Annotated in this window: 20 protein-coding genes and 1 pseudogene; 9 read left to right on the top strand and 12 right to left on the bottom strand. The window is 60.4% G+C overall.

All coding sequences use genetic code 11. From position 1 onward, the window contains the following. Window positions 1–30: 30 nt before the first annotated feature. Window positions 31–222: pseudogene (locus UP10_RS45770) on the top strand (HlyD family secretion protein); the annotation flags it as partial. Further along, window positions 219–1,808 (top strand): MFS transporter, encoded by a 1,590-nt coding sequence (locus UP10_RS13235; RefSeq protein WP_044587772.1) that lies wholly within the window; start codon window positions 219–221, stop codon window positions 1,806–1,808. The pseudogene UP10_RS45770 and the gene UP10_RS13235, both read left to right, overlap by 4 nt. 542 nt (window positions 1,809–2,350) lie before the next feature. Here UP10_RS13235 and UP10_RS13230 read toward each other — a convergent pair. The 6 genes from UP10_RS13230 to UP10_RS13205 form a co-directional block, all read right to left on the bottom strand. Next, window positions 2,351–3,268 carry an MBL fold metallo-hydrolase gene (locus UP10_RS13230; RefSeq protein ID WP_044587771.1) on the bottom strand — a complete coding sequence of 306 codons (918 nt, stop codon included), beginning with the start codon at window positions 3,266–3,268 and terminating at the stop codon, window positions 2,351–2,353. A gap of 785 nt (window positions 3,269–4,053) precedes the next feature. Continuing rightward, a complete protein-coding gene (locus UP10_RS13225; protein WP_044587770.1) occupies window positions 4,054–5,439 on the bottom strand; it encodes a tyrosine-type recombinase/integrase in 1,386 nt (461 codons plus the stop codon). Window positions 5,440–5,671: 232 nt separating this feature from the next. Next, entirely contained in the window at window positions 5,672–6,919 is a 1,248-nt protein-coding gene (locus UP10_RS13220) for a hypothetical protein (RefSeq protein ID WP_044587769.1), read from the bottom strand. A 402-nt stretch (window positions 6,920–7,321) separates the two neighbouring features. Continuing rightward, a complete protein-coding gene (locus tag UP10_RS13215; RefSeq protein WP_044587768.1) occupies window positions 7,322–7,819 on the bottom strand; it encodes a GNAT family N-acetyltransferase in 498 nt (165 codons plus the stop codon). A gap of 3 nt (window positions 7,820–7,822) precedes the next feature. Next, window positions 7,823–8,185, bottom strand: coding sequence for a type II toxin-antitoxin system TacA family antitoxin (locus tag UP10_RS13210; RefSeq protein ID WP_245321727.1), 363 nt, complete (start codon window positions 8,183–8,185; stop codon window positions 7,823–7,825). A 105-nt stretch (window positions 8,186–8,290) separates the two neighbouring features. Beyond that, the gene (locus UP10_RS13205; RefSeq protein ID WP_044587854.1) at window positions 8,291–9,151 is read right to left on the bottom strand and encodes an urea carboxylase-associated family protein; all 861 of its coding nucleotides are present in this window, start codon (window positions 9,149–9,151) and stop codon (window positions 8,291–8,293) included. Window positions 9,152–9,419: 268 nt separating this feature from the next. Here UP10_RS13205 and UP10_RS13200 point away from each other — a divergent pair, with 268 nt between their 5' ends. From UP10_RS13200 to UP10_RS13190, 3 genes are all read left to right on the top strand, one after another. Continuing rightward, on the top strand, window positions 9,420–9,875 hold the full coding sequence (locus UP10_RS13200) for an Hsp20 family protein (RefSeq protein WP_044587767.1): 456 nt from the start codon (window positions 9,420–9,422) through the stop codon (window positions 9,873–9,875). A 172-nt stretch (window positions 9,876–10,047) separates the two neighbouring features. Further along, a complete protein-coding gene (locus tag UP10_RS13195) occupies window positions 10,048–10,365 on the top strand; it encodes a hypothetical protein (protein ID WP_044587853.1) in 318 nt (105 codons plus the stop codon). A gap of 11 nt (window positions 10,366–10,376) precedes the next feature. Further along, complete coding sequence (locus UP10_RS13190) at window positions 10,377–10,601, top strand: hypothetical protein (RefSeq protein ID WP_044587766.1); 225 nt, start codon at window positions 10,377–10,379, stop codon at window positions 10,599–10,601. A 229-nt stretch (window positions 10,602–10,830) separates the two neighbouring features. On the opposite strand, the gene UP10_RS13180 is transcribed toward UP10_RS13190, so the two are convergent. The 3 genes from UP10_RS13180 to UP10_RS13170 form a co-directional block, all read right to left on the bottom strand. Beyond that, window positions 10,831–11,832: a 4-hydroxyproline epimerase gene (locus tag UP10_RS13180; protein ID WP_044587764.1), complete on the bottom strand. Its 1,002-nt coding sequence runs from the start codon at window positions 11,830–11,832 to the stop codon at window positions 10,831–10,833. A gap of 171 nt (window positions 11,833–12,003) precedes the next feature. After that, the gene (locus tag UP10_RS13175; RefSeq protein WP_044587763.1) at window positions 12,004–12,474 is read right to left on the bottom strand and encodes a hypothetical protein; all 471 of its coding nucleotides are present in this window, start codon (window positions 12,472–12,474) and stop codon (window positions 12,004–12,006) included. 39 nt (window positions 12,475–12,513) lie between these two features. Further along, window positions 12,514–13,824: an MFS transporter gene (locus UP10_RS13170; protein ID WP_044587762.1), complete on the bottom strand. Its 1,311-nt coding sequence runs from the start codon at window positions 13,822–13,824 to the stop codon at window positions 12,514–12,516. Window positions 13,825–13,915: 91 nt separating this feature from the next. Between UP10_RS13170 and UP10_RS13165 the strand changes: the two genes are divergently transcribed. Beyond that, a complete protein-coding gene (locus UP10_RS13165) occupies window positions 13,916–14,509 on the top strand; it encodes a TetR/AcrR family transcriptional regulator (RefSeq protein WP_044587761.1) in 594 nt (197 codons plus the stop codon). 16 nt (window positions 14,510–14,525) lie between these two features. On the opposite strand, the gene UP10_RS13160 is transcribed toward UP10_RS13165, so the two are convergent. Beyond that, entirely contained in the window at window positions 14,526–15,017 is a 492-nt protein-coding gene (locus UP10_RS13160) for a MarR family winged helix-turn-helix transcriptional regulator (RefSeq protein ID WP_044539030.1), read from the bottom strand. Between the two features lie 315 nt (window positions 15,018–15,332). Between UP10_RS13160 and UP10_RS13155 the strand changes: the two genes are divergently transcribed. The 3 genes from UP10_RS13155 (at window position 15,333) to UP10_RS13145 (ending at window position 19,814) form a co-directional block, all read left to right on the top strand. Beyond that, a complete protein-coding gene (locus UP10_RS13155) occupies window positions 15,333–16,889 on the top strand; it encodes a porin (protein WP_044587760.1) in 1,557 nt (518 codons plus the stop codon). Window positions 16,890–17,232: 343 nt separating this feature from the next. Then, window positions 17,233–17,826: a MarR family winged helix-turn-helix transcriptional regulator gene (locus UP10_RS13150; protein ID WP_044587759.1), complete on the top strand. Its 594-nt coding sequence runs from the start codon at window positions 17,233–17,235 to the stop codon at window positions 17,824–17,826. An 848-nt stretch (window positions 17,827–18,674) separates the two neighbouring features. Further along, the gene (locus tag UP10_RS13145) at window positions 18,675–19,814 is read left to right on the top strand and encodes a dienelactone hydrolase family protein (protein ID WP_050043650.1); all 1,140 of its coding nucleotides are present in this window, start codon (window positions 18,675–18,677) and stop codon (window positions 19,812–19,814) included. 177 nt (window positions 19,815–19,991) lie between these two features. Here the strand turns inward: UP10_RS13145 and UP10_RS13140 are convergent, their stop codons facing one another. Next, window positions 19,992–20,288 carry a HigA family addiction module antitoxin gene (locus tag UP10_RS13140; protein ID WP_044539033.1) on the bottom strand — a complete coding sequence of 99 codons (297 nt, stop codon included), beginning with the start codon at window positions 20,286–20,288 and terminating at the stop codon, window positions 19,992–19,994. 37 nt (window positions 20,289–20,325) lie between these two features. Continuing rightward, on the bottom strand, window positions 20,326–20,610 hold the full coding sequence (locus tag UP10_RS13135; RefSeq protein WP_044587758.1) for a type II toxin-antitoxin system RelE/ParE family toxin: 285 nt from the start codon (window positions 20,608–20,610) through the stop codon (window positions 20,326–20,328). Window positions 20,611–21,077: the final 467 nt, after the last annotated feature.

Below are 21,077 nucleotides of genomic sequence, written 5' to 3'. Positions count from 1 at the left end.
TACTTGGGACTGTGGCTTTCTGACTCAGTAGTAGTAGACAGTTTTTCGCCCGGCAGTGGCTCTGCATTCAGCCTGCTGCCGGTAGACAACGCGACAGGAAATTTCATTCGCGTCGTTCAACGGGTACCGGTGAAGATCCGGTTCGTTGGCCATCCATTGCCTGGCCGCCTCGTGCCCGGTCTGTCCGCGCGTGTCGAGATCGACTTGAGAAGTGGCTCATGACCACGGCCGTCGCCGCCACGCCGCGTCGCGACAGACCTGCGACCGGGCCCATTCTGGTCGTAGGCATTGTGCTTGCCACATTGACGGAGGCGATCGCCGGCACGGTCCTGTCGCTCGGGCGCGGCTATATTAGCGGCGACGCCCATGCAACTCCTGACGAGTCCGCCTGGCTGGACATCGGATACACCGCTCTGAAGCTGATCGGGTTCATAGCAGCGCCGTGGATGATGAACCGTGTCAATCCGAGAAGCCTGATCGTCGGTTCAACGCTGGTCATGGGCATGGCATGCGGCACTGCCGCGCTCACAGCCCGGCTGGACCTGCTGGTCGTGCTCCGCATGATACAGGGCTTATGCGGCGGCAGCTTGCTTGTCGGGGGTCAGGCGATCATTTTTCTCGCCTATCCGCGATCCCGCCAGCCGATCCTTCAAGCCCTATTTGCGATGGGGTCGGTCGTCGCTCCGGCGACGATCGCCCCGGCTCTCCAAGGGTGGTTGGTCGACAGCCAGTCCTGGGCATGGATTTTCTTCAGTATCGTTCCGGTGGCCATGGGGGCTGCCGGACTCCTGTTGATCGCGGACGGCCCGAGGCACGTCACCACCGTGCGCCGTCCCTTTGACTGGACTGGCTTGTCGCTGATCTCCGTCACACTGTTCTGCTTCACTTATGTCTTCAGCCAGGGCAGCCGATGGGTCTGGTTCGAGGAACCGCGCATCCTGTGGCTGACGGTGATCGGTGCGGTCACCCTGTTGGCTTTTCTCGGCCAGCAAGTGATGGCTAAAGGCCGAGGCCTGCTCGATTTCACGTTGTTCCGATCGGAGGATTTTTGCTTCGCCTTCATCGTTAGTTTTGTCGCCGGCGCGGCATTGTTCGGGAGCGCGTTCCTGATCCCGTCTTTTGCCGTGTCCGTTCTCGCGTTCACGCCCACCGACGCCGGCCAGCTTTTGTTGCCAAGTGGTGCGCTTTTCATGGGCGCGCTCCTGATCGCCGCCTTCCTCATGCAGGTGCGGGGCGTTCCTCCGGTCGCCACAGTGCCCTTTGGAATCCTGATGATCATGGTTGCGATGTGGATGCTGTCCGGCTCGACCGGCGAAAGCGGCGCGGACGACATGATGGCAGCCATTCTGTTGCGCGGGCTGGGCCTTGGGTTCCTGTTTCTGTCGATCACGCTGATCGCTTTCAGCAACCTTAACAACCGCAACCGCGCGGCCGGCATAGGTCTCTTCGATGCCGGTCGCCAGCTCGGTGGTCTCATCGGGGTCGCCGGACTTCAGACCCTGATCGACCACAACGTGGTTCGCAACGTTGCGGTGCTCAGCGCCAACGTCACCGCGGGTGTTCCTGCAGTCACCGAGCAGCTGACGGCGACGACAGCCATGCTCGCTGCACGAGGAATGGACGCCGTGGCCGCCAGCCGCGCTGCCACCAGCCTGCTGGGAAGGGTCGTCACTGGTCAATCCACCGTGATCGCCTTCGACACGGCGTTCAATGCGGTCGCCCTGCTTTTTGTATTCGCGGCGCCGGTGCTGGTCACCATCAAGATTGGGCTAGCCCGATACGCGAAAATGCGCGATCACATAGGTTAGTTTTCAAACAGGCTCTGTATCGGTTGCACGGCACCATCTCGCAGCTCGGACAGTGCGAATTCGACAACGATTTAATTGTCTATGTCTTTGTAGAAATCCTCACGCCGGACGGCGGCAGGACACTACTGAAGAGGTCGCGGTCTGCGCCGACATCGGTGCCGCAAGTCGGGACAGAAGGTGATCGATCACTGCGCGGCCTGGCCGTTGCATGCCTTCTTGGCACTGGCTACTCGATGACCACAGGCTCCCGCATGCGGCATTCCTCAGCGTATGGGAAATCAACGCAGATCGTACAATCACTCCGAGTATTCACCATCGACGGCGGGTTCGCATGCCAGTACGCAAATGTCGAGGTCAACGACGTCCTAGCAACGCTCGTGCTCGCTCCTAAGGGGAGCGCTCGTTCAGATCGCGACATCGCGAGGGGAGAGCGGTCGAGCCAGAGTAGCCTTCCTGTTCGACCGTCCGATGGCGGTTCTCGATCTAGGGCGTGCACTCATAAATGCAATGAGGACACGCCCTGGTTCGGGCCTAACAAGCGGTCAGTAGTCCCAGATGGCCGGTACCCAACGAAACGCGTCGCCGTCGACCGCCACATGGCCGACGGATGGGAACGGCAGATGAGTGGCCACCAGCAGCCCGCCGGTCGCCGCCAGTTCCCGCAACAGACGGACCCGAACGCGGGCCGCCTCCTCGGGGTCGTGTTCGAAGCCGTTGTACCACTCGGGGTGCTCGAACCCGACCGAGAACACGGCGTCGCCGGCGAAGGTCAGCCGGTCGCCGCCGGACGCCACGCGGACCACGCTGTGCCCGGGTGTGTGGCCGCCGGTGCGATGGACGATCACCCCCGGCGCCACCTCGTGCTCGTCCTCGAACGGCCGCAACTGGCTGCGGTACTCTTTCATGAACCGCTTGGCAGTCGACCGAAGCGCGTCCGGGAACCCCGGCGGCATCGAGACGTGGGAGAAATCGGGCGCCTCCCAGAACTTGACCTCGGCGGCTGCCACGTGGATCCGCAGGTCCGGACGCAGCCGGTCCTTCACGCCGTCGACGAGCAGCCCGCCAACGTGGTCCATGTGCATGTGGGTCAGCACCACGTCGGTCACGGACGCAAGATCGATGCCAGCGGCCTCCAGTCGCTTGATCAACTGCCCGGCCCGCGGCAAGTGCAAGTCCGGGTCGAGCCCTAGCCCAGCGTCGACGAGTATGGTCTGACCGCCGCTACGCACCACGACCACGTTCAGAGCCCAATCGAAAGCGTCCGGCGGCAGGAACATGTCGTTCAGCCAGGCCGCTCGGACGGCCGGGTTGGCGTTGTGTGCCAACATTGCGGTTGGGAGCGGTAGCACGCCATCGCTGACCACCAGCACGTCAATCTCGCCGACCCGAACCGCGTAGCGCGATGGAACCAATTCGTCGGGTCTCGAATTGCCGGGGCGTGAGGTGTAATCTGGGCTCATGTTTGTCTCCTGTGACCGCCGCTTACACACGGCATCGACGACGCTACGTTGAGGCGTACTTGCGGTCGATTGGGGTCGAGGGATAGGGCGAACCATACAACGGTATAGGTTCTGTCATTCAAGTCGCGGGGCATCGAATAACCGGAGCGAATGCCGGCGACAGCGCCGCGGCAACGGTTTTCGAATGGCTATCGTTAGAGCGGGATATCACCGCGTGTCAAAAGCGGCTTCGGCTTCGAGCGCGCCAATCAGCGCTAAGTATTCAGTCCCGAAAAGCGATGTTCCAACTCTCCTAAGCCGTTCTTCAGTGCAAGCATTCAAAGCTCGCGATCTGGCGACCGATAACCGATAACAGCGATAATACTGCTGCTCTCCGAGGTTTGAACCAAGAGATCGTTACCGCGACGTTTGCCAATCGCGAAAATGCCGATTGAGTTTCAGTGCGTTATTTGGCCGCTGAACAATGGGCAAACCTATTGATATCCAAGGTTTTTCACCCTTCCGCTAGGGAGCGCCACGTCGGACTCATCTGCAATCTCGAATCGGCACGGCAGCTCTTGCGAGCAGCTCCCCAGATACTTGAACAGCCCTGCTTCGACAATTCGCCGCGGCCCGCGTGGTGGCGAAAATTCTTTTGCCGCCAATGGTGTCCGAATGTCTTCGAACAGCCGTTGCCGCGCGCTGCCGTACGCGCCGGCGCTCAGATGTTCGCATTGACGTCGCTAGTCACACGCCTACCGGCGCCATCAGACGAATGAATTCGGTCAAGACCGCAGGATGACCACTTACGCGCGTTTTCCCATCGGCACCACGTTTCCATCACTGCGCGGCACCAGGGACACGACTGCCGCCCTTGCGAGGTCTTCCAAGGCGGTCGCAATGTATTTCGCGTAGTGCCGTTCGATCATCTTGACTGAGGTGTTGTGCAGTTTGGCGACCTGTTGGATGGGCAAGCCCTTTCGGAGTCCGCGCACGATGCTTGAGTGCCGCAAAGCATAGGGAATCACCTCCGGCATACCGGCGCGCTCGCGAATGGCCTTCCAGGGACGTGCAAGTTCGGCTCTTTTCCACGGACCGCGTTCAGACTTCCTCCACGCGATACCCCCCGGCTCCTGTTCATGGATCCATCGCTCGAAAAGAGGTGCATCGCTCGGCCGCCCGGCGATTGCGGGCAAAAGCACCTCAATCACATCGTTGCCCACTGGGACCGGGTCCGAGCCGCTATTGCCGCCGCGCCCCTTGTAGGAGCCCGGCACCATCAAACGCCGTGCAGAAACCTGTACGTCGCCCACGCGCATTCGCCTGACCTGGGCATACCGCGCGCCGGTCGCGGCCAGACATACGACGATCCGAAATAGATCGCCGTCAAATCCTTGCTCCTGATCGACTTCATACGCAGCTTGAAGGATGGTGCCAACGTCCTCATCCGTGAGAATCTGGTTATCCCGAGCAACCGACACATCATCATCATCATCGATCCGCTCGGCTTTGAAGCCGGCCTTCACAATGGCGAGGAACGTCGGGTTTAGTTTCTTCCGATCTGCAGAAAGCCGCGGCCAGGCGGCATTTAGTGCGGCCTTGAGGTCATTCACGAACCGCTGCTTGGTCGTGACCTTTAAATCCTCCGGCAAACCCTCGCGCCACGTTATCAAGTCGTCTTCTTTCATGAAATGCAGATGCACCGATGCGAGAGGAGCAGCTTCCGCAGCTTCCTGATTGCCGCGCTTTTCTTGACCAAGAACGTAGCGCCGCAGCTTGGTACCGGCGTCGGATCGGACGTCGCGACCTGTTCGGCGTCTTTCTCGAGCGTCGCGTTCCTTGACGTAGGCTTCAACGGCCGATCGCACGGTAGGAGCCGGGCCCGCCGCCTGCGACGCGGCTTCTGTTCTGGCTCGAGCTACGGCCTCCCGTGCCGTTCTCACGGCCTGCCCGAACGTCAGAATCCCGTCGGCGGGCTTGTCATTGACGTCGTTGGCGACGCCGACTGGCACCTGCTTATAGTTGCCGCCTTCGTGGTGATTACGCCAGCGGACAAACCAAACGCCGCCCTGTTTTCCTTTGCGATAGCCAAGATGCGCTTCCGCATCGAGGCGACGCCAATGCAAGCCAAGCTCGAGCCTGGAGCGCGCTTTAGCCGTCGTGACCTGAGCCTCGGTGAGTGTCTTGGACATAGCGTTTGTCGCACTGTTATACGTCGAATATCTGTTGAATATATGATGGTGTACGTCTGCGAACAATACCGGATTCTAAACAGTCAACCTATTGAAATCATTGGATGCCAGCGAACGGTGACGGATGGAGGCGGATCCATTATTTGGCCCTCTCAAGGCCGAAACAGGGGTTCGATTCCCCTAGGGAGCGCCAGAGTGCGATATTCCACGACTTTGTACGATGCGGGCTCCGTCACGGCTCAGCCGTTCCGCCCGTTCCGTTGCCCTTTCTCTTCGCATGGAAGGCATCTTTCTCAGCGTGATATTTGATCGCTCGCTCGCCCTTTGGGGTTAAGCGCCATTTTTTGCGGAACGGTCTTATGAAGTCGTATTTGCTCAAGATACCCAACGCCTGCTTGTGGAGTCGCTCAGTATTGCCTTTTCCGATGCTACGGAGTGTGGAAACTGCGGTGTCGGAAAGAAAGTCAGCGCCGTAGAACTCTGTCCGGGGATGTGTGCGCCGATATTCATACTCTTCGAAGTCGGCTTCGCGCCTTAACCGAAATGCTTGCTCGATCTCGACGTAAATGTCGTCCCATCGATAGTTCGGGTGGCCGAGGACACGGCTCTTGAGTTTCTTGAGGACGGCATGCGTGATTTGCGTGTGAGCCGCATCCGCTTTGTCGGTTCCATCCTGCGCCATACGTTCGCGATCCTCGGAGAATACGAACGTGTCCGGTCTGGAGTTTTGTTCAATGACGTCATTCGATAGCACATCGCAGAGAACGTTCGGTATCCTGTCCGGCAGGTTCATCTCGCGATAATCCTTAATTCGCTGGTGGGCCACGATGATACTTTGCTCAAGCGCTTCCGGTGGTGACGGTTCATCGATAGCCCGAAGGAGATCAAACGCGAGTGATCGCACGGCGGTGATCATCCGTCGCTTGATCTGCTCAGGGGAATGTTCTGCTTTAATTGTGGACGCCGCTCCTTTGGCGGTCGTCTGCTCCTTCTTTTCGGCACGTTCCTTCGCGCTCGCCATTCGTACCCGATGCAACTCCTCGCCCGAGACGCTGTCCTCGGCTTGAATTTGACCTTCGGGGAGGATGAATAACCGGATGTTGTCGGCACCAATGCCGACTAGATCATTAAAGTTGTGGATGGACAGATACTGATTGCGTCCCTTGAGCAATCGCAAAACTTCGTGCTCTGCGTAGCAAAGCTGCTGCATGAAGTTCAGATTGGAGCGACCGGCGAGCTTCCATCGCTCGCGCGCCCAATCGTGCCATTTTTTGTATTCGGGCGGTCGTCTTCTGTGGCCGATGTCATATGCGATATCGACATCGCCGAAACTCTCTGCGTCGCTGACTATTGCGCAGCCGAACAATCGAATTTCATTTACAAAGTAGCAAAGTTTTGAATCAGCATTGATCTCGGCGACCCGCTTCAAAAGCTCGGCGATAATGTTGTCGACTTTTGCGCGGTCGATGCGCTTGAGCATTCGGGCGAGTGTGAACCTTGTGCCATATTCGCCAAGCGCATAACGGATTTCGGGGGGCTGGGTCCTTGTCCCAGGATGGTGGTGGTTTTCTCTCGAGAATCTTCTGTTCGACCAGTAATTCGCTTAACCACTCCGCGTGAGTTGGCGAAATCTTCATGTGATCGGCCAAAGAGGTTGCCGTCCACCCACTGTCGTTCGTGTCGTGGCGAGCCATCTCGCGAACAGCATCGCGAACTACCTTGATCTTTAGTCCAGCAATCGTGGCCGCTCGATCTAGGTCCAATTCCTGTGCTCCTGCTTGCCGACGCTGCGACGGTAGCAAATGATCCGCGTTGATTTTTCTCGGGGTGAAAGACCATGCCTGACGACGGCTTGGGAATGCCGGCTATCCCGAAGAATAGCTCAGCGAAGCGATGCCGCAATATCTGCGATCGACCTGAACAAAATCAGTGGATCGTCTTTTGACGGAATGAAGCCGCGTCGCGCCCAGAACGCGGCGGCTTCAATGTCAACCGCGTTGACGATCAAAGCGCGGCCTCCGATGAGGCTCGCGGCCGTGACACACCGCTGCAGCGCATGCTTGAGCAGGCCGGAGCCAATTCCCTTGCCGATCCAGTTCTGATCGGTCGCAAGCTGTCCCAGCAGCAGGCAAGGGACGGGGTCGGGCGGTTGACCGGTCCGGATGGAGCGCGGCAGGCGTGACGGCACGATTGCCGTCGGCGCAAGGCCATAATAACCGACCACGCGCCTGGCTTCATGGACGACGAGGACGGCCGTAAAGCCCTTTTCCTGGTTGGAGAGCGCGCGCGTCTTGAGCCATCGATCGAGCGACGGCTTGCCACAGGAGAAATCTTCCAGAATATGAGCCGGCGTCAGTGGTTCGGGGCCGGAGATGACCAAGTCTCAGCCCCTCTTGTTGGAGCCGCTTTTCTTCTTTGAAGCGTTTTCTCCACGCGAACCGATATCCACTTCGCTCGAAAACGCTTTGGTCTCCCACGGTGCCGCACGTTGGAAGAGCTCGACCATTTCCGGTACAGGGCTAGCGGGTCCGGACAGTGCCGCCATGAAGGCTTTGAATCCGGCGGGACTCATTCGAATGGGCGCCGTCTCCATCAGCACGTCCTCTGCCGCACGCACTGCCGCGTCACGCACGAAGTCCGTGCGCGAGCGGCCACGCAGCGCCGCTGCCCGATCGATGATGGCAATGTCAGTTTCCGGCAGCCGCATCGAAAGCGGATGCTCCTTGCGTTCAACCGCTCGCGGCATGATGGACCTCCACGGCAGCAATATAGAATACTGTAGCGCATTTTGCAATACGCTGTGGCGACGCTGGACCATCCCATTTCACGGTGCAACAGATGATCGCTGGCCTTACGATCGGTGGGTCCCGGGATAAGCACTTGGGCTTGGATACACCCATTTGACGAGGCTATCCGGATCAGCCTGCCATACCTCGACCCTCAGTGGATAGCAGGCCGCGGCATCGCTCGAATGGCTCGCGCTGCAATCGCCACCGGGACACGCCGACAAGGCCCCCAAAAGATCAATCTCGGCGAAGAACTCGATGTAGTCGCCTGGCCGCACAGGGCTGGCCTTCATGAAATACTGGTGGGTATCCCGCGTAAACCCGGTGCACATGAAGACATTCAGCACGTCGTGCACATGATGCTCAGCCTCTTGCATCGATATGCCCTTGGCCGCCGAGAGCGCGCGTATCAGGTTCGAATGGCAGCAATGGTGATAGTCGTCGCCTTTCAGGAGCCGGTTCGTGTAGGGATCGCAACGCGTTCCAATGACGTCGTGCACGGCAGCTCCGTCATCATCCCAGCCGTACCAGCTCAAGCTATCGTAGGTGATGGTGGCCATCGGCCTCAGATGGGGCAGGGTGCTCCACAGCCGATCGCCGACGCTGACATGGGTTGCGTGAAGCGCGCGGGTCTTGCCGCTGAAGAAACGCTCGGACAGGTTGTCTGCGTTCCAGAGATTGAGATCGCCGACCTGGGAGCCCTCCATGCTGACAATTCGAAAGAAGTGCCCCCGGGGAACAGTGAAGCTGCGTGCGTCCCTGGGCGGAACGATGACCTCACTCACCTTTCTCAAGGTTTGCCTCGCGGCATTCAACACATCGAAATCCGCGGATGGCAGGGTCTCGACCGGATAAACCACGACCGCGCGCTGGCTGCGTCTCTCGGCGGCATCCGCAGGCGCGGGGACTGACAACGATTTTGGCATGATGACCTCCTGATCCAACCGGTATGCACCTGACGCCTGGTTGGCGACACGCCCAGCCGCTCCCACCGAAGATTAACCAGCCAGCAAACGACCAATCAAAAAATTCAGCACCCCCCTTGAAACTTTTTTTCGGCTTTTTTATTTTCTCGCCGTCGTCATATGACGGCTTCGGGCGCCGCTGCTGAAGGGCCCGAACGAATGAGGCGGGCGCCCGGATATGGTGTCCGGTGCCCGCTCGTACCCATCTTGCTCTTTGGAGGATTTGGCTATGCGCACTCTAGACTTATCGCCCCTGTTCCGGTCGACCATCGGCTTCGACCGCCTTTTCGATCTGGTCGAGACCGCCCAACGGGCCGGCGAAGACCACTATCCCCCCTACAACATTGAACGGCTGGCGGACGGCCGGTACCAGATCACGCTGGCCGTCGCAGGCTTCGCCCCTGACGAGATCTCGATCACGGCGGAACAGAACGTCGTGACGATCGAAGGCAACAAGGCGGAGAAAGCGGATCGAGAATTCCTTTATCGGGGAATTTCGACCCGGCAGTTCAAGCGTCAATTCAGCCTCGCGGACTACGTGCAGGTGAAAGGCGCATCCTTCGACAACGGGCTGTTGCGGATCGAGCTGCTGCGGGAAATCCCGGAAGCCATGAAGCCGCGGCGCATCGCCATCAACGGCGGATCGACGGCCAACGTTCATCAGATCGAAGCCAAAGCGGCCTGATGCTGGAGCATAATCCGGAAAAGTGTGAAGCGGTTTTCCGAAAAGATCATGCTCAAACAAGGAGCTGAAGCGCGATGATGGTTCAACCAGATCTTATCGCGCTTTAGCGAACATCAAGGCCGCACATCGCCGATGTGCGGCCTCTCACCCTCGTCGTGAAATGGAGGCAACCATGCGGCCGACGACCGCGTTCGACAACGTTTTCGACTTCGATGCGCTGCTCCACCCTGCAACGACCTTCGATCATCCGAACGATGTCGTAGCGCATCCCCACCTATCGGTCGCCGAGAAGCGCGCCATTCTCGCGTCTTGGGCTTCCGATGCCTCGGCAATCGCATCGTGTCCCGCGCTGCGAGCGCCTCCCGGGCTGAGGGCTCCCGTCACCATCGACGAAATCCTTGAAGCATTGCGCGAACTCGACGGCAGCCCTCGCAATCCACCCGGCGGGAAACCTTGCCGTCTTCGTTCCACAGCACGCGCGGCGGCCTAGGAGGCAGTCACATGATCGACGAAAGTTTTTCACTCATGCGTGCGCACCGCAACAACATCGCTCGTTATCGCAATCTGCTGAAGACCAGTCTCACGGATCTGGAGCGGCAGTTCGTCGAAAGGCGTCTTGCCGAGGAGCAGTCGGCTCTCGAGGCGGTTGCCGCGTCCACCTTTCCTCTCACATTGAGGATCTCGGTTTCGCCCGCAACCATGGGGACCGCGCAATGCTCGAGGTAAAGTTGATCGACCGTGCGCGGAGAGGCTGGGATTGGGAGGTCCGGGACGACGCGGGCAAATTGATGGCGCGGGGTCGCCAGCGTGACCGACCGGCCGCCAAATATCAGGCGGAGCGTGCGCTGTTCCAGTTGTTAAATGTCATGTCGCGTCGACCGCCTCGGACGGGTCATGACAGTCCCGGATTTGATGACCGTTGCGCGAGGTAAAGACGTGGCTCGCCCTGGAGTGGTTACCTCACGGAAAAGCCGTGGGCATAAGGATCGCGGTCGTCGATGAAGATCGTGTTGTAGCCGGTCATACGCGCCCAGCCGGCGATCGAAGGGACGATGGCATCTCGGCCGGCGATTTTGGCGGCAGCCTCGACCCGTCCCTTGAACAGCGAACCGATGATCGATTCGTGCACGAAGTCGTCTCCGACCTTGAGCCTGCCCCTTGCCGCAAGTTGCGCCATGCGCGCGGAGGTTCCGGTGCCGCACGGCGAGCGGTCGATGGCTTTATCGCCATAGAATACGGCGTTGCGGGCATGCGCCTCCGGTGTCGTCGGCTTGCCGGTCCACTGGATGTGGCTGAGACCGTTGATCTCCGGGTGCTCGGGATGAACAAACGCGTACTTCGCGTTGAGCGCTGCGCGAAGGCGCGGCGACCACCCCACCAGTTCGCTCGCCGTATGGTCGGCGATATCCCGGAAATTCCTCTGCGGCTCGACGATGGCGTAGAAATTGCCGCCATAGGCGACGTCGACGACGATCTCACCGAGACCGTCAACCTGCGCTGTCAGTCCCTCCGCGTAGAGAAAGCTCGGAATATTTGTCAGCCGCACTTCCTCGACGAATCGGCCTTCCTGCCGATAGGTGATGTCGATTTTGCCGGCCGGAGCGTCGATCGACAGCTTTCCGGATTCGCGTGGCGTGATGAGGCCGTTCTCAATGCCCATGGTGATGGTGCCGATGGTGCCATGCCCACACATCGGCAGACAGCCAGATGTCTCGATGAACAACACTGCGACGTCGCAATCGGGCCGCGTCGGTGGATAGAGGATCGAGCCCGACATCATGTCGTGACCGCGCGGCTCGTACATCAGGCCGGTGCGAATCCAATCGTAGTCCCGCTGAAAGTGAGCGCGCTTCTCCAGCATGTTCGCGCCTTCCAGGCGCGGCCCACCTCCGGAGACGAGCCGGACGGGATTGCCGCAAGTATGCCCATCGATGCATGCGAATGTGTGGGTTGCCATCTTTCCAGATCGCTGGGCGAGAATGGAGCAAGGTGATTTGAGGCCTTCGGCCAGCCACGCATTTCCAGACGAATTCGAGGTCCAGTCAAGGTCAATCTGTTGATCGCAGCACTTGACTGGGCTTCCCCAGGGTGTGGCACGTTGCGGCCAAGTCCTGATCGCGCCCGCATGTCATGCCGACGGGCTCTCGATCCAAATTGCCCTGGCGGGCCATTTCCCCTCAATCACGTTCGACACGACATACGTCGTCTCGTCGAGCATATCGATGTTGGCCGTGCCGCGCAGGACGGCGCCGTCCGGCTTGACGATCAGGACCGGCCCCTCTCTGGCGACCATTTTGGACGTGACGATCAGATCGCCGTTCGGCATGGCAACCACCGGCCCCGCGCCCCAATTCGCCGTGTCCTGCGCGTTGCAGGCTGCGCGCGCGGCCGTTGCCTTGTCGAAAGGCGACATTGCGGCGCGCGCATTCAAGTCGTCGATCAGGGGACGCAGGATGGCGGCTCCGCTCACGCCATGGTCCCTCAAGTGCGTCACGAAAGCTATGCCGTAGGCCACGCCCGGCCCGGAATCGGGCGTCAACGTCGAGGCCGGCGCGCTCGACACACCAGGCGATGAGGTTTCGCTGTCCGGCTGCTGCATGATTGGAATTAAATAGCACGGATCGAGATCGCCGCCTCCTCACGCCGCGGCGAGCACCGGTTGCGTTGGCCGCCGGCCGATCATCAGCGACAGGACGGCGGCGAGGATGCCGGTCAGGCCTGCGATCATGAAGGCCTGCAGATAGTCGCCCTGGGCGGAGCGCATGAAGCCGGCGAACAACGCGGCGCAGGCGGCGCCGAGCTGATGGCCGGCGACCACCCAGCCGAACACCAGCGGCGCGTTCTTGTCGCCGAACGCTTCGTTGGCGATGCGCACGGTCGGCGGCACGGTCGCGATCCAGTCGAGACCATAGAACACCGCGAACACCGACAGGCTGACCAGCGAGAAATCCGAGTAGGGCAGGTAGATCAGCGACAGGCCCCGCAGTCCGTAATACAGGAACAGCAATTTGCGCGGATCGAAACGGTCGGTGAGCCAGCCCGAGAACGTGGTGCCGAACAGGTCGAAGAACCCCATCAACGCGAGCAGGCTCGCCGCCTGCACCTCGACGATGCCATGGTCGCTGCAGAACGCGATCAGATGGGTGCCGACGAGACCGTTGGTGGTGAAGCCGCAGATGAAGAAGGTGGCGAACAGGAACCAGAACGTCCGCGTCTTCGCGGCGCGCGCGAGGTTTGAGAACGCTGATGTGAACGGATTGCCCTCAGCCCTCGGCGCGGGATGATCGTCGTGCGGGCTGCCGAACGAGCGCAGGCCGACCGAGGCGGGCCGCTCGGGCACCAGAACATACACCAGCGGAATCAGCGCCGCGCAGCACGCGGCCACCGTCAGCACCACCGGCTTCCAGCCGCCCCATTGCACCAGCGCCGCGAGGCCCGGCATGAAGATCAGCGTGCCGGTCGCGGTGCTTGCCGTCAGCAGCCCCATGACGAGCCCGCGATTGGTGGTGAACCAGCGGTTGACGATGGTGGCGCCGAGCACATTGGCGACCGCGCCCGAGCCGATGCCGGAGAGCAGTCCCCATGTCAGGAACAATTGCCACGGCGCGGTCATGAAATAGCTGGCGCCTGTTGACGCCGACATTAGCGCGAGCGCGCCCAGCACCGTGCGGCGGATGCCGAAGCGCTGCATCACGGCCGCGGCGAACGGGCCCGCGAGGCCATAGAGGAAGATGCCGATCGCAGCCGAAGACGAGATCACGCCGACGTTCCAGCCGAAGGCCTGTTGCAGCGGCAGCATCAGCACGCCCGGCGTGGCGCGCAGGCCCGCCGAAGAGAGCAGCGCCAGGAAGATCACGGCGACGACGACGAAGGCGTATTTCTGGCCGAACGGGCGTCTCGACACGGGGGCAGGTTGTACGGTGGTGGGTTGAAGTGGGGAATTTGGCATGTTACTTACCGGTACGTATTGCGATGCAGAGTGTATACGTACCGGTAAGTAACATTGTCAAGCGTGCCGCGGGAGGATTCGAAAGAGCATCATGAAGAAAACCGTCGAACCGTCTGTGGGACGTCCGGCTCGAGCCGCCGACCGGATCCGCGCCTCCGCCAGCGAACTGTTCTATCGCGAGGGCATCCGCGCTGTCGGCGTCGACGAGGTGGTCGACCGGGCCGGCGTCACCAAGCCGAGTCTCTATCGCAGCTTCGCGTCCAAGGACGATCTCGCGGCCGCCTATATGCGCGACTACGAATTGAACTTCTGGGAGAATTTTGAGAAGCCCGGCGGAAAATCCTATTCCGATGCGCGCGAGCACGTGCTTGCCTATATTCGTCAGCTGTCCACCCGGGCCGTCTGCGAAGGCTATCGCGGCTGCGGTCTCACCAACGCCACCGTGGAATATCCGGCGCGGGACAATCCCGCGCGGCAGGTCGCCGAAGCGAACAAGAAAGTCTTCCGCAAGCGCCTGCGCGAACTCGCAGCCAGCATGGGCGCGCGTCACCCCGCCGTGCTCGGCGATGCCCTGCTGCTGCTGATCGAAGGCATCTACGTCACCGGCCAGCAGTCGGAAGAGGGGCCGGCGCAATCGGCGTTCGCGGTCGCGAAGCTGCTGATCGATGCGAGCGTGAAGGCGTGAGGTGGGATAGCCGTCCTTAAAGGTCGACCGAGATCCTCAATATTGCTTTTTCCAGGCGGGTCTTGATGGTGTTCATCTTGCCGGTCAATTGGAGCAGCTCCTTGAGATCGAGATCCGCATAGACGAACTCGTTCAATTCCTTACGCTGCGATGACAGATTGGCCATTTGCTTGTGGGCGTGGTCGGTCAGCGACAGGTTGACGACGCGGGCATCCTCGGTCGAGCTTTTTCGGCGCAGAAGGTTCTTCTTTTCGAGCAATTTGGACTGCGTCACCACGAACGACTGGTCGACGCGCAGTGCCCTCGACACAGCGCCAACGGGCAGGCCGACGGCGCGATCCTCGACGTTCGCCAGGACCATCATGATCATCCATTGAGGACCGGTGATTCCGATCATCTTGGCCCAGATGCCGCGCAATTCGTCGAGGCGGGTGCTGGTCGACACGATCTCCCAGGCCAATCGCTCGGCCGCGTCCTGCAGTTTGTCGGTCGATTTGCGCTCGGTCATGGCCTTCCTTACGAAAAAGTCATCTTCACAGATATCCAATTCGTTTTGAAGCTGGGTTGGCGAAAATGTTCACACCCAGGCGTTGCATGAATGACACATGGCGGCCTAAACCATAGAATGACTAACTAATATAAGTTGAACATGTGAAAGGCTAATGCATAGTCGTGCGGTGGCGGAGGGGGGCACCCACCGTCTCACGCCTGCAGTGGCCGAGTTGACCACTAGAATCTTGAAAATCGCTGCGGGGCAGCGGCTTTCGGGAGGGGGTTCTTTTGTCGCTTTGCCAACAGCGCAAGGCATCACTTGGAGGATAACATGAAGATGGTAAAGGGCCTTTTATTCGGCTCGGCGGCGGCTCTCGTTGCGATCAGCGGAGCTCAGGCGGCCGACCTTCCCGTCAAGGCCAAGGCGGTTGAGTACGTGAAGGTTTGCTCGCTGTATGGTCCCGGCTTCTACTTCATCCCGGGCACCGACACCTGCATCAAGCTGAGCGGCTACCTGCGTGCGGACGTTCTAGCGAACACCAACTCGGACTTCTCTGGTCCGTTCGCTGGCGCCGGCGGCGCCCAGAACCGTTTCACCAACGGCTACACCTGGCGCTCTCGTGAAGACTTCGACATCGATACGCGCACCGCGACCGAATACGGCGTGGTCCGCACCTACTTCGATGCGACCTTCAGCTGGACGTCGGACACCTACGGAGCGGGCGCCGCTGCAGGCTCGACCGTTTACGCGCCGATCGGCACGACCGCTGCTCCGGGCAACGCCACGGGCGGCGGTGTCGCCGGCGGTGGGCTCGGCGTCTACCTCGCCTTCATCCAGTTCGCCGGTTTCACCATGGGTAAGGCGGTCTCGCAGTTCTCGGCCCCGTGGACCAATTATCCGGGCAACAACTTCGACGGTCTCGTCGGCGGCGCCGGCTTCGTCACCGGTGTGAACCAGTTCACCTACACCGCGCAGTTCGGCAACGGCGTGTCGCTGTCTCTGTCGGCGCAGGATCAGGCGGCGTACAGCCAGGCTGGCGTGCAGAATCTCGGTGTGCTCGGTACCGGTACGCTCGGCGCTTATGGTGCGAGCGACTATGCCGGCACGATTGCTCCGGACCTGATCGCAGCGCTCCGCGTCGACCAGGCCTGGGGTCTGTTCCAGGCGTCGTTCGTGGCGCATGACAACCACGCGGCCTACTACGGCGCCACCGAAGTCACCGGTCATCCGGATGACAAGTGGGGCTGGGCCGGTGCACTGGCCTTGTCGATCAAGAACATCCCGACCGGACCCGGCGACACCATCAACGTTCAGGGCGTCTATACCAACGGTGCAACCAGGTACAACATCAACGACCTGTCGTTCGCTGGTTCAACCCAGATGTTCGGTGGCACCAGCGTGGCTGGCGCTTACCAGAGCATTGGCCTCGGCGTTGCTCCGGACAGCGTGTTCGTGAGCGGTGGCTCGCAGCAGCTGGTCTCGACCTGGGGTATGCGTGGTGCATACGTCCACAACTGGAACCCCTATTGGAACACCAGCATCTACGGTGCCTACGCCGGCATCATGTATAACAGCACGTCCAAGTCCTACATCTGCGGCCCGACCGGCACCGGTGTGGGTGGTTCGTTCGGCGCCGTCTTCGGCACCGCTGGCCTGACCTCCTGCAACCCCGACTACAACATCGCGCAGCTCGGTACGCAGACCCAGTGGACCCCGGTCAAGAACCTGACCTTCACGGCAGACCTGACTTGGCAGCATCTGGATCAGAAGTACGCCGGCACGATCACCTATCCCGGCAGCGCCTCGATCGGCAAGCCGGCTGCAGTGTACCAGCTGAAGGACCAGGATGGCGTCAGCCTGCTGCTCCGCGCCCAGCGCAACTGGTAATACCGGTTGATCTGATCACGATCTAACAGAGCCCCGGCGGGAAAACCGTCGGGGTTTTTGTTGAAACAAGTCTCTATTATGTGATTAACTAATGTAATTGGATAATGTATAAACGGCCGTTGGCTTTGCCGCCGACACTAGTGAGGAGACCTCAAACGTCTTGATGAACTAACCTCCAAAACCTCCGGCAATGCCCTGCCGGAGGTTTTTCATTGGGTTCGGTCGCGGATGGTGATGGCGACGCCGCAAGGCAGCCCAGATCGACCATGGACAGAAATTTATTTTTGTTATGTGACTATATCATGTAAATGCGACTGGCCCCGATCAGGAAGCGTCGCTCGGTATGCCGAAGGCAACTGCAAAATCACGCCGCAGCCGTAAACCCGCGACGGCCAATATCTCGCCGGCGTTGCGCACCGCTCCTCGCGGCGATCGCGTTGCGAAAGCAGCCGGCCCGGAGCTGCAGCGCCTGACGGGCTGCTTGCATTCCTTGTCATCGCGCCACCATGACCTGATCCAGGGTTATGCAGAACGTGTCGGCATCGCCGGCATGCAGTACATGATTTTGACCACGATCCGTCATCTCGAGAGCAGAGGTGATGTCTTCCCCGTAACCATCGCAGAGCATCTCCGTTTGACCAGCGCGGGTGTCGCCAAGGCGATCCAACATTTGACCGAACTTGGACTGGTCGAGAAAGCAGGGGATCTGGGTGATCGGCGCCGTACCAGGCTGACCGTCACACCATGCGGCGGCGCGCTCTTGGACTCACTCGCGCCCATGCAATCAAGGGTCAACGACGTCTGGCTGGATTGCATGAGCGATTCGGAATTCTCGATCTTTCTCGATCTCGTCGAGCGATTCATCAGGTCCAGCGATCGCGCGCTGGCGCTGCAAAGCTACCTGGTCAAGGACAGCGCCATCGTCCCCTTCAAATAGCGCAGCAAGGATGGGCCGCTGGTGCGGCTGTGGAGGCGGTAACTCTTCCCTTCTCCCCTTGTGGGAGAAGGTGGCGCGGATGCAATCCGCGACGGATGAGGGGTCTGTCTCCGCGGAGAGAACCCCTCACCCGGCTTCGATGCTACCGCATCGAATCCACCCTCTCCCACAAGGGGAGAGGGTGAGATCTACGCCGCGTTGCTGCCTTCCTGGCGGCTTGCTTCGAACAGGAACCAGGTGCGGCGGGCGGTTGGAAGAGCCGGCGACCGCGGCCAACAGATTGCGCAACGCCGGAGCTTCCCGGGTCCATCCGCTTGCTGCGCCGGCTCTCGAGGTCGGCGGCAACCATTAACGATCCTTCATGTTCGAGAGGATTCAAATCCCCGGTTGAGCGCGCCTGATCCAGCACACGCGGTAGGTAGCCTGCCGAAAGCGATTGCATCGAAGGCTGCGTGGCATCGCGTGTTGCCTCGTGCCGTGCCGGGACATTGCCGACGCTGACCCTCTCGCTGAGTCACAGTCGAGTGACCGCCGACGTCTTCGGTCTCGCGATTCTGTGAGCAAGCTGGCGCCAACTCCAGGTTAGCAAAATCTAGAAACGCGTTTTCCTGAATGCTGTCGAGCTTCCGCACGGAAGGCGGTTGCGTCAGCAACAATCCACACACCCGCACATGCATGAGCGCAACGCATCTCTGCCCCGCCATGGCCGGGCCTCGTCGCCGCCCCAAGCTGCAGCTATCGCTACTACAGGCAGGCAAAGACCTGGGCCCGGCTCACGCGAAATCGTTGGCTAGCCATAAGATAACATGACCAGCTTCTCTTCCGAGAAGCGAACGAGTTGACGAAATATGCATGGTCGCTGTGGGGCGCGAGGCGCCTCGTCAAGTAGCGTCGAGTTCGATGACAAGGGCTGGCCTTGCTGGCCGGATCGCGAGGATCTGTCCGCGGAGTTCATCCGGCTTCTGGCTGCCGCGCAGGAGGGAGGCGCGACGGTTTCCGAATGCTGGCTGACGTTGAGCAGGATCAACCTTGCTTCGGTGAGCTCGTGGTCGGAGGAGTGGATCAAAACCGCTGAGCTGAACGAGGCGAGAGCCGAACTTTCGTTCCAGAACGGTAACCTGATCACGGCTCGCCGGAACTGGCTCCGGGCCATGACCTACTTTCACGCTGCCGCAAGGCCTCTCGAGTCTCTTGATGATCTGCTGACATGCGCCGTCGACGGCATGCGGCGATGTGCAACCAACTTGCTGAAGAGCCGGGTTCCCGCCGGCGAGGTGCTTTCGATTCCCTGGACCGAAGACGTATGCCTTCAGGCCTACTTTCTGCCGTCAGCCTTCCGCGACAACGGGCCGGTCATCGTCTGCATCGGCGAGCCCGGGTCCTACAAGGAAGAGTTGATCGCGAAGTACGCCGGTCACGCGAACGAGCGCGGGCTCTCGCTTCTCGCGGTGGATCTGCTGGGCACTCAGGTGGCCTTGCCACCGGAACGACTCGGCCAAAGATTCGAAACCGCCATGAGCCGCGTCCTGGACTTTCTGTCGGAGAAGCCCGGGGTCGATAACACCCGGATCGCCATCGTGGCGGACGCCTGGAGCTCCTCCCTGGTTGCCCGGGCGGCCGCAAGCGACGCCCGATTTGCCGCGGCGGTCTGTGACGCCGGAATTTGGGATTCGCACGAGCGAAGTTTCTTTTTCCGGCATGCCGCCGGCCACGAGCAGACAGGGTGTCTGGAAGAGTGCAACTCGATCTCGCGGAGTATCGATTGCCCGCTGCTTGTCACCGCGGGTGAAGGCGGCTGGCTGCTTCCAGGCGCCCTGACCGAATTTGGCAACAAGCTGGGCAACATTCATCATGACGCCAGCTTGATCCTGTTTCGGCGTGCCGAAACGGCGGCGATGCAAGGACATCTCGACAACCCCACATTGGCCAATGAAGTGATCTTCGACTGGCTTGAAGACCGGCTCCGGTTGAGAACGGGATTGTCCTGAGCCTGAGGGGGTGCACCCTGCCTTTCGGTTGGCGTCATGCTCGACGAGTCGCACCGCGTCACCCAGCGCACCAATGCCGCGCGCGGACTATTTCGAGAATGGAAATTAAGTACACTGTCAGCGTAACCTTGGTAACCTCGGGTACAAGACGCGCGGCCCGCGCGATTTGCGCAGCACTCACGCGGCCTCGTAAGACGCGATCTTCTTGATCTGCGGCGCGAGCACGTCTTCGGCCGTTTCGAGATCGAAGCGCGCCTGCATGTTCATCCAGAACGCAGCGCCGGTCTTGAAAAACTTGCCGAGCCTTAGCGCGGTGTCGGCGGTAATGGGCTTTTCTTCGCGGGCAATGCGTTCGATCCGGGTGCGCGGTACGTTCAGCGCGGCCGCGACTGCGTAAGGTGTCAGCTTAAGCGGAACGAGAAATTCCTCCCGCAGGATTTCGCCGGGATGGATCGGCGGAAGCTTCTTTGCCATTTGCGATCTCCTGTTCTGTAGCTTCGGCCGATCCGGGCTAGTGATAGTCCACTATCTCCACGTCTTCTGGACCCGCGTCGGTCCACCGGAACACGATCCGCCATTGATCATTGATGCGGATCGAGTGCTTACCCGCCAAATCGCCCTTGAGAGCTTCAAGGCGGTTGCCGGGAGGCGAGTTCAGGGCCTCGAGAAGGTCGGCAGAGTCTACCATGATCAGTTTTCGGCGGGCTACCCGGGCGAGATTTGCCGGGAAACCCTTCGGGACCATACGGCCCTGAAGGATCGGCTCGGCAAATTTCCCCTTGAAGGTCCTGATCACGGGCAATACGTATCCTACCGAGATACGTATTGCAAGGCTTTCGTATCCTTATGGGATACCAGTGGCAAGACGCCGCGCTTCCGAATTGAGTGCGGGCGAACCAGGAAAGCCGCTCAAGGCCGCGCTCGAATTAGGTGACTGATCGACAACACTCATCCCGGAGTTTAGGTTGATCGGACAAATCCTGGCACGTATGTAGCTGGTACAGCTTGTTCCTGACATTGTTTTCAGAGGCTCATGGAGGCTGCTATGGAGCGCCGCTGTTTTCAACCCCGGCTCGGCGTCGCGATGGCTCTTGCATTTGCGCTGACGTGCATGACGGGGGATTTTGCTTCCGCGGCTAGCCTTGGCCCAAGCCGGCAGATCGCTCAGCCTGTTATCGATAAATTTTTGGCCGATCCCGCCCGATATTGAAGGACAATCCAAACGGTGGGCCTGCAATGATAGCGGCCTTGAGAGACCTGGCG

This window comes from Bradyrhizobium sp. LTSPM299, assembly GCF_000938235.1.
GTDB lineage: Bacteria > Pseudomonadota > Alphaproteobacteria > Rhizobiales > Xanthobacteraceae > Bradyrhizobium.
Note: the sequence above shows the minus strand (reverse complement) of the source record. Positions and strands in the feature narration are given on the sequence as shown.

Coding starts and splice junctions, on each gene's coding strand:
- UP10_RS13235 (WP_044587772.1), top strand. CDS start 219: ATGACCACGGCCGTCGCCGCCACGCCGCGTCGCGACAGACCTGCGACC.
- UP10_RS13230 (WP_044587771.1), bottom strand. CDS start 3,268: ATGAGCCCAGATTACACCTCACGCCCCGGCAATTCGAGACCCGACGAA.
- UP10_RS13225 (WP_044587770.1), bottom strand. CDS start 5,439: ATGTCCAAGACACTCACCGAGGCTCAGGTCACGACGGCTAAAGCGCGC.
- UP10_RS13220 (WP_044587769.1), bottom strand. CDS start 6,919: ATGCTCAAGCGCATCGACCGCGCAAAAGTCGACAACATTATCGCCGAG.
- UP10_RS13210 (WP_245321727.1), bottom strand. CDS start 8,185: ATGCCGCGAGCGGTTGAACGCAAGGAGCATCCGCTTTCGATGCGGCTG.
- UP10_RS13205 (WP_044587854.1), bottom strand. CDS start 9,151: ATGCCAAAATCGTTGTCAGTCCCCGCGCCTGCGGATGCCGCCGAGAGA.
- UP10_RS13200 (WP_044587767.1), top strand. CDS start 9,420: ATGCGCACTCTAGACTTATCGCCCCTGTTCCGGTCGACCATCGGCTTC.
- UP10_RS13195 (WP_044587853.1), top strand. CDS start 10,048: ATGCGGCCGACGACCGCGTTCGACAACGTTTTCGACTTCGATGCGCTG.
- UP10_RS13190 (WP_044587766.1), top strand. CDS start 10,377: ATGATCGACGAAAGTTTTTCACTCATGCGTGCGCACCGCAACAACATC.
- UP10_RS13180 (WP_044587764.1), bottom strand. CDS start 11,832: ATGGCAACCCACACATTCGCATGCATCGATGGGCATACTTGCGGCAAT.
- UP10_RS13175 (WP_044587763.1), bottom strand. CDS start 12,474: ATGCAGCAGCCGGACAGCGAAACCTCATCGCCTGGTGTGTCGAGCGCG.
- UP10_RS13170 (WP_044587762.1), bottom strand. CDS start 13,824: ATGCCAAATTCCCCACTTCAACCCACCACCGTACAACCTGCCCCCGTG.
- UP10_RS13165 (WP_044587761.1), top strand. CDS start 13,916: ATGAAGAAAACCGTCGAACCGTCTGTGGGACGTCCGGCTCGAGCCGCC.
- UP10_RS13160 (WP_044539030.1), bottom strand. CDS start 15,017: ATGACCGAGCGCAAATCGACCGACAAACTGCAGGACGCGGCCGAGCGA.
- UP10_RS13155 (WP_044587760.1), top strand. CDS start 15,333: ATGAAGATGGTAAAGGGCCTTTTATTCGGCTCGGCGGCGGCTCTCGTT.
- UP10_RS13150 (WP_044587759.1), top strand. CDS start 17,233: ATGCCGAAGGCAACTGCAAAATCACGCCGCAGCCGTAAACCCGCGACG.
- UP10_RS13145 (WP_050043650.1), top strand. CDS start 18,675: ATGCATGGTCGCTGTGGGGCGCGAGGCGCCTCGTCAAGTAGCGTCGAG.
- UP10_RS13140 (WP_044539033.1), bottom strand. CDS start 20,288: ATGGCAAAGAAGCTTCCGCCGATCCATCCCGGCGAAATCCTGCGGGAG.